7 protein-coding genes are annotated in these 12,148 nt (G+C 52.2%); 6 read left to right on the forward strand and 1 reads right to left on the reverse strand.

Features of this window, described 5'->3' with window-relative positions:
* Positions 1 to 31 precede the first annotated feature (31 nt).
* From D6024_RS18565 to D6024_RS18585, 5 genes are all read left to right on the forward strand, one after another.
* A complete protein-coding gene (locus D6024_RS18565) occupies positions 32 to 1,288 on the forward strand; it encodes an AGE family epimerase/isomerase (protein WP_121356430.1) in 1,257 nt (418 codons plus the stop codon).
* Positions 1,285 to 2,799 carry a TolB family protein gene (locus D6024_RS18570; protein WP_121356256.1) on the forward strand — a complete coding sequence of 505 codons (1,515 nt, stop codon included), beginning with the start codon at positions 1,285 to 1,287 and terminating at the stop codon, positions 2,797 to 2,799. The genes D6024_RS18565 and D6024_RS18570 overlap by 4 nt, the downstream gene beginning before the upstream one ends.
* Positions 2,800 to 2,806: 7 nt before the next feature.
* On the forward strand, positions 2,807 to 5,671 hold the full coding sequence (locus tag D6024_RS18575) for a TIM-barrel domain-containing protein (RefSeq protein ID WP_121356257.1): 2,865 nt from the start codon (positions 2,807 to 2,809) through the stop codon (positions 5,669 to 5,671).
* A 9-nt stretch (positions 5,672 to 5,680) separates the two neighbouring features.
* Entirely contained in the window at positions 5,681 to 7,423 is a 1,743-nt protein-coding gene (locus D6024_RS18580; RefSeq protein WP_121356258.1) for an alpha-L-arabinofuranosidase, read from the forward strand.
* 108 nt (positions 7,424 to 7,531) lie between these two features.
* Positions 7,532 to 9,343, forward strand: coding sequence for a glycoside hydrolase family 9 protein (locus D6024_RS18585; RefSeq protein WP_121356259.1), 1,812 nt, complete (start codon positions 7,532 to 7,534; stop codon positions 9,341 to 9,343).
* 133 nt (positions 9,344 to 9,476) lie between these two features.
* Here the strand turns inward: D6024_RS18585 and D6024_RS18590 are convergent, their stop codons facing one another.
* Positions 9,477 to 11,369: a chloride channel protein gene (locus D6024_RS18590; RefSeq protein ID WP_121356260.1), complete on the reverse strand. Its 1,893-nt coding sequence runs from the start codon at positions 11,367 to 11,369 to the stop codon at positions 9,477 to 9,479.
* A gap of 341 nt (positions 11,370 to 11,710) precedes the next feature.
* Here D6024_RS18590 and D6024_RS18595 point away from each other — a divergent pair, with 341 nt between their 5' ends.
* Positions 11,711 to 12,139 (forward strand): rhodanese-like domain-containing protein, encoded by a 429-nt coding sequence (locus tag D6024_RS18595; protein ID WP_121356261.1) that lies wholly within the window; start codon positions 11,711 to 11,713, stop codon positions 12,137 to 12,139.
* Positions 12,140 to 12,148 lie beyond the last annotated feature (9 nt).

The raw sequence follows: 12,148 nt of genomic DNA on the forward strand, positions 1-12,148 counted from the left end.
TGATCGCAGCCGCCCCTCTTTTTTTTTACGTATGAAAACAGAACTGGAACGATACAAAAGCGAAACGGAAAGGGAGCTGGAAAACATCCTCGCGTACTGGATGAAGTACGCGGTGGACGATGTGCAGGGCGGCTTTGTCGGCCGGATCGATCATGACGAAACGGTTCATACGAAAGCACCCAAAGGATCGGTACTCAACAGCCGCATCCTGTGGAGCTTTTCCGCTGCCTACAACCTTACAAATAAAAAAAAATACCGGTCGGTAGCAGAAAGAGCGTTTCATTACATCACTGAATTTTTTATCGATAAAACATACGGCGGTGTGTACTGGACGGTTGACCACGAAGGCCGGCCGCTCGACACCAAAAAACAGATCTATGCGCTTTCATTTGCCATCTACGGGCTGAGTGAATACTACTTGGCCACGGGAGACGAAAATGCGAAGGGGGTTGCCATCCAGTTGTATCAGGACATTGTTGCGCACAGCTATGACAAGCAACATGGCGGCTACATCGAGGCGCTGACAAGAGACTGGAAAGAGAGCAGCGATTTGCGCCTGAGCGCCAGGGATGCCAACGAACGCAAGTCCATGAACACGCATTTGCACGTGCTGGAAGGCTTTGCCAACCTGTACCGCGCCTGGCCCGATGAAGGCTTGAAAGAAAAAATTAGGGAACTGGTTGAACTTTTTCTGCAACACATTATCTCTGCTGAAACGGCTCACCTGATTTTATTCTTTGATGATGAATGGAATGGTAAATCCAGCATCGTTTCCTATGGCCACGACATTGAAGCGGCCTGGCTGATTCAGGAAGCAGCGGAACGTATTCATGATGATGCACTGCTGGATAGTGTAAAAAGGCGTTCGACACTGATAGCAGATGCTGCAGCGAAAGGCCAGGATGAAGACGGCGGATTATGGTATGAGTATGACACGGATGAACAACACCTGTTCAGGGAAAAGCACTGGTGGCCGCAGGCCGAAGCGATGGTCGGCTTTTTCAACACCTGGCAGATCACCGGGGAGAAAAATTGGTTGGAAAGATCGCTTCGCAGTTGGTATTTTGTAAAAGCATACATAAAGGACAACACGAATGGCGAGTGGGTGTGGGGCGTGAAGGAAGATTATTCGCCAATGGCCGGAGAAGACAAAGTCGGTTTGTGGAAATGTCCCTATCACAACAGCCGCGCCTGTATGGAGATCATTCGCCGCATTTCGGCCCTGCCCGATTTTTCGTTGGCAGCAGGGGAAAGCGGAACAACAGCCAACAACAAAAGCGCTATATGAAAGCAAACATTCCTTCGGTCATTGCTGCTTTTCTCTGTCTTGGTTTCCTCGGCACAAAAGCAAGCGCACAGGACACCGGCATTTTTGAATCGCACAACGATATCGGGCCTGTGCTGCACAAAGGAACGGTCGCGTATGACGCCAACGGCGGAACCTATGTGATCACCGGTTCTGGTGCCAACATCTGGGGCGCTAGCGATGAATTCCATTTTGCCTGGCGCAAACTCAAAGGCAATTTCATTTTACAGGCAAGAGCAAAGCTGATGGACAAAGGCGTGGATCCGCACCGTAAACTGGGGTGGATGGTCCGGAAATCACTCGACACAAGTTCTTCTTCTGTCAATGCGACGGTGCATGGCGATGGCTTAACCTCGCTGCAATACCGGAAAGTGGCCGGTGGCACTATGGAAGAAAAAAAGTTTGACACCAAGGCTCCCGATGTGATCCAGCTCGAACGCAGGGGCAATCGCTTTATCATGTCGGTGGCGCATTCCGGCGAACTGTTCGTCTCGCAGGACATTTCCGACATTGACCTGGGTGATGACGTATATGTGGGTTTGTTTGTTTGTGCCCACAACAAAGACGTAGTGGAAAAAGGCAGCTTTGACAATGTACGGATCACCGTTCCAGCAAAAGAAACCCTGGTACCTTACCGTGAATACATTGGCAGCAACATGGAGTTGTTTGACATAGCAAGCGGCAAGCGGAAAATCATTTACAGCGAACCCGGATCGTTGCAGGCGCCCAACTGGATGAAAGACGGCAAGTCGCTTCTTTACAACAAAGACGGCCTGATTTACCAGTTCTACCTGAAGCAAAAGAGCGTTTCGCAACTCAATACCGGCGAGGTCCGCAACAACAACAACGATCACGTGATCTCCTTCGACGGGAAAATGCTGGGACTGAGTTCGACCAGCCCGGATAAAAAATATGGTTCGGTCGTGTACACCGTGCCCATTACCGGTGGTACGCCCAAACAGATCACCCCCATCGGTCTTTCCTATTTGCACGGTTGGTCGCCGGACGGCAAATGGCTCACATTTACCGGCCAGCGCGACAATGAATTTGATATCTATAAAATCCCCTCCGCCGGTGGCGATGAAGTGCGCCTGACCACCGCAAAAGGTCTGGACGACGGTCCGGAGTACAGCCCCGACGGCAGGTACATTTATTTCAACTCCACCCGCAGCGGCAAAATGCAGATCTGGCGCATGAAGCCCGATGGCAGCGAGCAAACGCAGCTCACCAACGATACGTTGAACAACTGGTTCCCGCACATTTCGCCGGATGGTAAAACAATGGTCTTCTTAAGCTTTGGAAACGATGTCAAACCCGACGATCACCCGTTCTACAAACATGTGTACATCCGCAACATGCCGGTGGGTGGCGGTGAGCCCAGGGTGCTGGTGTATTTGTACGGCGGACAGGGCACCATCAACACGCCGTCGTGGTCGCCGAACAGCAAGCAGTTTGCCTTCGTATCCAATTCTGACTTACTCTTCGAAAAATAAAGTTCACATGAAATGTATCCATCCTTCGTTGGTAAAAGCGGGGTGTGCGGCTGTTGGCTTCCTGCTGTTTTCATTTTCTGTTTTTGCAGGTGATTTTACCAGGACAAGTGACGGCCTTATTGTGCATCCCGATGCGCCGTTTAGCGGCGGGGCTACAGACGTGCAGTTGAAAGTGATAGCTGACAATATCATCCGGGTGATCGCTGTTGCCGATAAAAAAATGCAGCCTGATACAAGTCTTGTTGTGCTGAAGCAAACACCAGCGGCAAAGTGGACGGTAACCAACACAAAAGCAACGGTGAGCCTGAAAACCGCAAGACTGACGGCCGTCGTCAGCCTGCAAACCGGCGCCGTGCAGTTCTTTGATGCAGCGGGAAAAAAGATCCTGGCAGAAAAAGAAGTGGGCCGCCAATTGCAGCCGCAGGTTTTTGAAGGAAAACGTTTGTACAGTGTGCGGCAGGATTTCGCAACGTCGTCTGATGATGCCCTGTATGGCCTGGGCCAGCACCAGGATGCCGTGATGAACTACAAGGGGAGCCAGGTATTGTTGTGGCAGAACAACACCGAAGTGGCTGTGCCCTTCCTGCTCTCTAAAAAGAACTACGGCATTTTGTGGGACAATGCTTCCGTCACGCAGTTTGGCGATGTGCGTCCCTACCAGCAATTGAATGCGCTGAAACTTTATTCAAAAGACGGGGACCAGGGCTGGCTCACCGCCACCTACAGCAACGACAAAAGCAAGCCCGCCGACGCCGTTTTGCAAAAAGCCGAATCCGGCATCAACATGGAATTCCTGGGTGATTCCAAACTCATTTTACCCGCAGCCTTCAAGCCGGAAAACGGCGTGGTGACCTGGGAAGGAAGCATCGCTTCCGAGTGGAACGGTGTGCACAAATTCCGGTTTACCTACGGTGGGTATGCAAAGCTTTGGATCGACGGCAAGCTGCTGTTCGACCGCTGGCGGCAATCCTGGAACCCCGGTTCCGTCGTAACGGAAGTGGCGCTGGCAAAAGGAGAGAAGCACAGTTTTAAACTGGAATGGATTCCCAGTGGCGGGGAGTCTTACCTCACCGCGAAATTCCTGCCGCCGCAAACCGAAGAGGAGCGGAACAGCTACAGCTTTGCTTCCGAAGCCGGCAAGGCACTCGATTACTATTTTATTTACGGCCAAAACATGGATGACGTGATCGCCGGTTACCGCAAACTAACGGGCAAGGCAACACTGTTACCCAAATGGACCTTTGGCTTCTGGCAGAGCCGCGAACGGTACAAAACGCAAAAGGAAATCATGGATGTGGTGGAAGAGTTCCGCAAGCGCAGAATTCCCCTCGACAACATCGTGGAAGACTGGAGCTACTGGAAACAGGCCGAGTGGGGGAGTCAGGAATTTGACGAAGAGCGTTTCCCCAACGCGGAGAGCATGATCCAGGCCCTGCACAACCAGTACCACGCACATTTCATGATTTCGGTGTGGCCCAAGTTTTACGAGGGCATCCCCAATTATACAGACTTCAACAACAAGGGCTGGTTGTACAAGCGCAACATCGCCGACAGGCAGCGCGACTGGATCGCACAAGGCTATATTTCCACGTTTTATGATCCGTTCAACCCCGCCGCGCAAAAAGGCTTTTGGGACCTGCTCAACAAAAAGCTGTACACCAAAGGCGTGGATGCGTGGTGGATGGATGCCAGCGAGCCGGATATTCTTTCCAACGTGTCGCCGCAAAAGCGCAAGGAGCAAATGGTGGGACTGTACAACGGTCCGGCTGCGGCTTACCTCAATGCCTACCCGATGCAAAATGCCAAAGGCATTTACGAAGGACAAAGGGGGACCAATCCGAACACCCGTGTGTTCATCCTCACCCGTTCGGCCTTTGCAGGGCAGCAGCGCTACGCAGCTGCCACGTGGAGCGGCGACATCGCTTCCCGCTGGCACGACATGAAAGACCAGATCGCTGCCGGCACCAACTTTTCCATGTCGGGGAGTCCCTACTGGACGATGGACATCGGTGGTTTTGCCGTGGAAAGAAGATATGAAAGACCCAACGAAGAAGACCTCGAAGAATGGCGGGAACTGAACACCCGCTGGTTCCAGTTTGGCACCTTTGTACCGCTTTTCCGTGCACACGGCCAGTTTCCCTACCGCGAAATTTTTAACATCGCTCCCGAAACACACCCGGCTTATCAAAGCATGTTGTACTACAACAAGCTTCGTTACCGCCTGCTGCCCTACATCTATTCGCTGGCCGGTGCCGCTTATCACAACGACGGCACCCTCATGCGGGGACTGGTGATGGATTTCCCCAAAGACACAGCGGTGAACAACATCAACGATCAATACCTGTTTGGTCCTTCGCTGTTGATCAATCCGGTGATCAATTATAAGCAACTGAGTCGCGAGGTGTACCTGCCAAAAGGCGCCGGGTGGTTTGATCTCTACAACGGAACCTTTGTAAGCGGCGGCAACCGCATCAACGCCGATGCGACCTACGAACGCATGCCGGTGTATGTAAAAGCCGGCTCCATCCTGCCGTTCGGCCCGGAGCTGCAATACACGTCGGAAAAGCCGGCTGAGGAAATCACGCTGTACGTGTACTCCGGTGCAGATGGCTCGTTCAATCTTTATGAAGACGAAGGCACGAATTACAATTACGAGAAAGGTGCCTTTGCCGTCATCCCGATGAAATACAACGAGGCTGGCAAAACATTGACGATCGGTGAACGCAAAGGTTCGTTCAACGGCATGCTGCAGCAACGCCGGTTCAACATTGTGTGGGTTACCAAAGACAACAAGGCGGGCATAGATGTGCCGCACGGTGCCGTTGATTCCGTTACATATAGCGGAAAGACATTGACGATAAAAATGAAATAATCCAACCGAATGAAAAAGCTGCATTTTTTGAGCGTATTGCTGGTTCTTGTCTTTTCATTTTCATGTAAAAAAACCAGCAACAGTGGCAGCGGCAACGCGAACGGCGGCAACACAGGCGGCGGCGCTGTGGTGACGCCGACGGAGCCTGCTGTTGAAAACACCATCGGTTTTTTTCTTGATACATGGACGCCCAAAAACTTCACCGTGCCTACCGCTTACACCGAGGCAGCAGTTCCGACGGAATCCCCGGCCGCATTGGTGACAATCGATGCGTCGAAAATCATCACGAAAGTGTCTTCGTTCACCTTTGGCCAAAATACCAATACCTGGATGACACAGATTGTTACGGAGCCTGCGCTGTCTAACCACCTCAGCACGCTGAAGCCAACCGTTCTTCGCTTTCCGGGCGGAAGCATCAGTGATGTGTTCTTCTGGAATGCGGAAAACAACAAACTGCCGGCAGATGTGCCGGCATCCCTGCTGGATGCCGAGGGGAAACCGTTTACGCCGTATTACTGGTATGGAAAAAACACGGACCCGTGGACGTTTTCTGTCGATAATTATTATCGCTTGCGGCAGCAAACCGGTAGCGAAGGACTGATCACTGTTAATTACGGTTATGCCCGTTATGGTACCGGTCCTAACCCGGTTGCGCAGGCGGCGCACCTGGCGGCAGATTGGGTGCGCTACGACAATGGCCGCACCAAATACTGGGAGATCGGCAATGAGAGCAACGGTACCTGGGAAGCCGGGTACCGCATCAATACTGTTGCAAACAGGGACGGGCAACCGGAAATGGTAACCGGCGCTTTGTATGGACAGCACGTCGGCGTGTTTATCGACTCGATGCGCAAAGCCGCGCAGGAGATTGGCAAAACCATCTACATCGGCGCTTACATTTTAGAGAAGCAGCCCGAAAACTGGCAAACGTCCGCCGACAAAGGCTGGAACAGCGGAGTCTTTGGAGCTGTTGCCAACAAGCCGGATTACTATGTCATTCACAGTTACTATACGCCGTACAAAACCAATGCGTCGGCCGACGCGATCCTGGCAACGGCAAGCGATAACACCACGGCCATGATGACGTATGTAAAGCAAAACATGACAGCGGCGGGAGTAACGATAAAACCGGTTGCGTTGGATGAATGGAATATTACGTCGGAAGGTTCGCTGCAACAGGTGTCTTTCATCAACGGCATGCATGCAACGATCCTATTGGGCGAAGCTATCAAAAACAAATACGGCATGACAAGCCGCTGGGACCTGGCCAACGGATGGGCCAACGGAAATGATCACGGCCTGTTCAACATCGGCGATGAACCCGGTGTAAGCAAATGGAATCCACGGCCGGCCTTTTATTACATGTATTATTTTCAAAAAATGATGGGCGACCGGATGCTTTCCTCCAGTTTTCTGTATGGCGGTACCGGCCTTTTGGCTTATGCGTCGTCGTTTACTTCGGGTGAAAAAGGCGTGATCCTGGTAAACAAAGACAAGACTGCAAAACTTGTGCAGGTAGGATTGGACAACGCTAAGCCGGGCAGCCGGTTTTACTGGTACACCCTGGCCGGCGGCACCGACAATGGCGAGTTTTCGCGAAAGGTTTATGTGAACAATATGGGTCCCAGTGAACCATCGGGCGGTCCTGCAACGGAATACACGACCATCAAACCCTATTCCGCATCAACCAGCGGCGGTATCAAAGTTGCCCTTCCCGCCCGTTCGGTCGTGTACATGGTCATTGACAAATAATTCGAATATACAGTGACGTCTAAAACCAATCATCTTTTCAATTATCAGATACAAATGGACAGAAAAATATTTCTTGGGAATGTAAGATGGCTGGCAACAGGTAACGGTATGCTTCCGTTGTCAGGCAGATTAGCAGATAATACATGCCGGTTAAAAGAAAAAAAGGGAAAGCGATTGTCTAAAAACGTTCTGTCCCTTTGCGCATGGCTTGTTTCAGTGACAGGACATGCACAGACCGTACAAGAGCGTATTCAATTAAACCAGGTGGGATTTTATCCTGCAGCGCCGAAGATTGCGGTTGTGACCGGAAAAACAGATGCGAAGACCTTTTTCATAACCTCGCCTGATGGCCGGGTGAAATTGTTTACCGGTAAGCTTTCAGACGAGAAACCATCGCGGTATTCGTCCACCATCACACGGACTGCAGACTTCAGTGCGTTCACCAAAAAAGGCCGATACGTGGTTTCGGTACCGGGAGTGGCAACATCCTATGCATTTACCATCGGCGACAACGTTCACGACAATGCGGCAAAGACCGTGTTGAAAGCATTTTACTTTATCCGTTCCGACATGCCGCTCGAGAAGAAATTTGCGGGCAAATGGAACCGTCCTGCCGGCCATCCCGATACCGCTGTTTTGGTGCATCCGTCGGCGGCCACTGAACAGCGTCCCGCCGGTACGGTGCTTTCTTCTCCCGGTGGTTGGTACGATGCCGGGGATTACAACAAGTACATCGTCAACTCGGGTATCACGATGGGTACGTTGCTTTCGGCTTACGAAGATTTTCCGCAGTACTTCAGCAAGCTGAATGTGGTTATCCCGGAAGGCGGTAATGACGTCCCCGATATTTTAAATGAAGCGCTTTATAACCTTCGCTGGATGCTCACCATGCAGGACCCGGCTGATGGTGGTGTGTATCACAAACTGACAAATGCCGCCTTTGATGGTATGGTGATGCCGGGAGTGACCAAACTGCCCCGCTACGTGGTGCAAAAAGGCACGGCGGCCACGCTTGACTTTGCGGCCGTGACCGCACAAGCCGCACGGATCTTGCAGAAATTTTCAAAACAGTTTCCGGGACTGGCCGACAGTTGCCGCGCCGCAGCCGTGAAGGCCTGGCAGTGGGCGGAGAAGAATCCTGCGGTAATCTACAGCCAGCGGGAGATCAATCCGAAATACGATCCCGACATCACCACCGGTGAATACGGCGACAGAAATTTTAAGGACGAATGGCTGTGGGCGGCTGCCGAATTGTTTGCCACCACAAAAGAGACAATCTACCTGTCGGTTGTGCAGGAACGAATGAAAGACCCGGCGCAGTTGCCTTCCTGGGGCAACGTGGCCATGCTGGGTTATTACACAATGATCCGCATGGAAAATAACCTTCCGGCAGCAAAAGCAACGATTGCAGCAATGAAAGACACGGTGCTCAAAATAGCTACCACGTACCTGTCGAATGTTGGCGCCAATGCCTTTGCCACCGTGATGGGACAAAACGTAAAAGATTTTAGCTGGGGCGGAAACTCCGTGGCGGCCAACCAGGGCATTCTCTTGCTCCGGGCTTACCTGCTCACCAAAAACAAAAACTACCTGGATGGCGCACTGACTAATCTGGATTACATCCTGGGAAGAAACGCAACGGGCTATTCGTTCGTTACCGGCATTGGCAGCAAGCGGGTGATGCACCCGCACCACCGTCCGTCGGAAGCGGATGGCATCGATGATCCCGTTCCGGGCCTGCTGTCCGGCGGGCCCAACCCGGGCATGCAGGACAAGTGTCAATATCCTTCTGCCGAACCGGAGCTGGCTTATGTGGACAGTGTTTGTTCCTATGCTTCCAACGAAATTGCTATCAACTGGCAGGCGCCAATGGTTTATCTCGCCTGCGCCATCGAAGCGCTGCAAAAAGAATTGAAGTAAAATAGGTTGCCGTTTTAAACTGGATGGGCCGGTTGAGAACGAGGAGGCAGTCGGCAATCAGCCATCCGTGAATGTCCTAATCGACGCCAATTGCTGACTGCCGACACATTATCTATTCATTAGTAAAATAGCCTTATTGTTCCTCAACTGTTTTCAGCATGGTCAGGCGCCGTTTGCCGTGTAAAAGAATCTTGAGTGTTCTTCTGCGCAGCGAAATATGCGTGCTGGCTTCGTGTTCGGCAAACTGGTGTTTGTACGCCTGCAGAATATCCTTGTACGATAAAAGCCCCACCACTTTTTGGGTGGCCGGATCCGTTACGGGCAACACATCGATGTTTTCGTTTGCCATCATTTCAACGGCCGCCTTCAGCGGTTCGTTTTGGGTAACAGTAAAGGCTTTTCGTTTGATCAATTCACCGGTCAGGCGGTCGGTAGGATGGTGCATGCTGAACAGGTTGGACCCACTGACGACGCCCCGGAACGTACCGTCGGATGTTGCCACGATGTAAAAATTGCGCTGGGCCTTTTTGTTTGCCGTGAGCCAGGCCCGCACTTCTTCCAGCGTGCTGTCGGCACTCAAGACAAATTCTTCTGCGGTCATGACCTGCTGCACGGTCAGGCGGTCTAGAATATCGGGCTCGTAAATGTGTGGTGTTTGCACGCCGCGGCGGGCAATCTTTTCCGTCATGATGGTGTTCTCCATCAGGAAGTACGAGATAAGATACGAAGCGATACAGGCCGCCAGCAGCGGCAGCAAAGCGTTGGCCTGGCCGGTAGTTTCCACTGCAAATACGATGGAGGTAAGCAGCGCCCTGGAGGCGCCGGCAAACATGGCCGACATGCCGATCATAGCCGCAACAGGCAGCACTACGCCAGCGCCGGGAAAAAGAGAGGTAGCCGCCATGCCCAGCAGGATGCCCGTGGCGCCACCGATTGTCAGCAGCGGTGCCAGTGTTCCTCCCGATGTGCCGCTGCCAAGCGCAATGGCCCAGGAAAGAAATTTCAGCACGCAAAGCGATGCCACTACCTGCAAGGCCAGCTTGCCGGAAAGAAGTAACGTGATGTTGTCATAACCCACACCCAGCGTGCGGGGAGCAAAATAGCCGATGATGCCCACGGCCAGTCCGCCGATGGCCGGCCACCACATCCAGTGTATGGGAAGTTTTTCAAACGCATCTTCGACCCAGTAAAGAATGCGTGTGACGAGTGCGGAAAGCAGGCCAATAACGATCCCGATCACACTGTAAACAGCCAGCGCCTCGTTGCCGGGAACAGAAACGGCCGGCATGGGAAAAACGTAACCATCTTCGAATAAAAGATGGTGACCCGCCGCACCGGTAATGCAGGCCAGTGCTACCGGAATAATGGAGCGTGGTGAGAATTCGAACAACAACAATTCAATGGCCAGGAAAATCGCCGCGATGGGTGTTCCGAAAATCGCCGACATACCGGCCGTGGCACCTGCTGCCAGCAGGATCTTCCGCTCGTAATGCGAGATGCGCAGGATTTGCCCGATGGTGGAACCAAAGGCGCCACCGGTTGCGATGATCGGTCCTTCGGCACCAAACGGTCCGCCGGTGCCAATGGAGATGGCAGCTGAAACAGGCTTTAAAAATGTAATGGCCGGTTTGATCTTGCTTTTGTTGGTCAGGATCTGTTCCATGGCCTCGGGTATGCCGTGTCCGCGAATGGCTTTCGATCCGTACAGCGCCATCAGGCCGATCAACAGGCCGCCGACAACGGGAATGACAATAACCCACAGGCCATAGGTGTTTGTCGCAGGACTTGCAGCTTCGATCGACAGGCGGTGATGAAAAGAAAGGTTGGTAAAAAAGTTGATCAGGTAAACCAGCAGTTTGGCAACGACGGCAATTACACCACCAATACCAACGGCCAAAAGGGAGATGTACAGGAGCCGGCTTTTATCTGATGTCGTTTTGGTGCTGCTTCCGGATTGGATTAGGGTATCTTCAAGGGAAAGCGAAATGGGAATGCCGCCGGGAGCGGTGTGGTCTTTCTTCAGCATGCTAAGTGTTTCGTTGATGAGTGAATGGCCGCAAAGGTAGGCAAGGATTGCGTTTTGGTCGGGGTTACGGCCGTCAGCGTCTCTGTCAAATGGTACTTTTGCTCACTGTGGCGTTTCGCCAACGTGCCGGTTCAAGGTTCTTTGCGCCGATGAAAAAAAGCCGTTGGCGGGAAGCCATCAACAGCCTTTCCCGCTCTCTTTTTACCCAAACGAATCCTGCCCGATTTGACCTGCATCCTCGCCTATGTCCGCCAAAAATTTGCGCTCTATGGGTTTTCTTAAAATTGCTGATAGCCCTTGGCGATCGGCTTCGTTGTTTATCTTTAGCGCAAATTCTTTTTATGAAAAAAGCCCTTGCTCTTTTCGCTTTGTTGTTTTTGCTCGTTTGCCAGTCCAATGCACAGAATCCTGTGAACTGGACAAAGGAGCAATTGATGGAACCGGCCGACCTGGCGAAAACACTGGCAGCAGGAAACGAGTTGCCTCTCATTCTTTCTGTTGGTCCCGGAGCGTCCATTCCGCATTCCACCGCCATCGGCATGACCAATGACAAAGAAAACGTGGACAAGCTCAAAAAGCAATTGAGCGGCGTTGCCAAAGATGCCTCCATTGTGGTGTATTGCGGCTGTTGCCCCTTTGAGCATTGTCCCAATGTGCGTCCCGCCATTGCCACGTTGAAAGACCTTGGCTATTCCAATTACAAACTGCTCAACCTTTCGCATAATCTCAAAACCGACTGGATCGACAAAGGGTTTCCGACGGTGAAATAAACGCACAGG

It is taken from the genome of Flavisolibacter nicotianae (assembly GCF_003628535.1).
GTDB classification, from domain to species: domain Bacteria; phylum Bacteroidota; class Bacteroidia; order Chitinophagales; family Chitinophagaceae; genus Flavisolibacter; species Flavisolibacter nicotianae.

Coding starts and splice junctions, on each gene's coding strand:
- D6024_RS18565 (WP_121356430.1), top strand. CDS start 32: ATGAAAACAGAACTGGAACGATACAAAAGCGAAACGGAAAGGGAGCTG.
- D6024_RS18570 (WP_121356256.1), top strand. CDS start 1,285: ATGAAAGCAAACATTCCTTCGGTCATTGCTGCTTTTCTCTGTCTTGGT.
- D6024_RS18575 (WP_121356257.1), top strand. CDS start 2,807: ATGAAATGTATCCATCCTTCGTTGGTAAAAGCGGGGTGTGCGGCTGTT.
- D6024_RS18580 (WP_121356258.1), top strand. CDS start 5,681: ATGAAAAAGCTGCATTTTTTGAGCGTATTGCTGGTTCTTGTCTTTTCA.
- D6024_RS18585 (WP_121356259.1), top strand. CDS start 7,532: ATGCTTCCGTTGTCAGGCAGATTAGCAGATAATACATGCCGGTTAAAA.
- D6024_RS18590 (WP_121356260.1), bottom strand. CDS start 11,369: ATGCTGAAGAAAGACCACACCGCTCCCGGCGGCATTCCCATTTCGCTT.
- D6024_RS18595 (WP_121356261.1), top strand. CDS start 11,711: ATGAAAAAAGCCCTTGCTCTTTTCGCTTTGTTGTTTTTGCTCGTTTGC.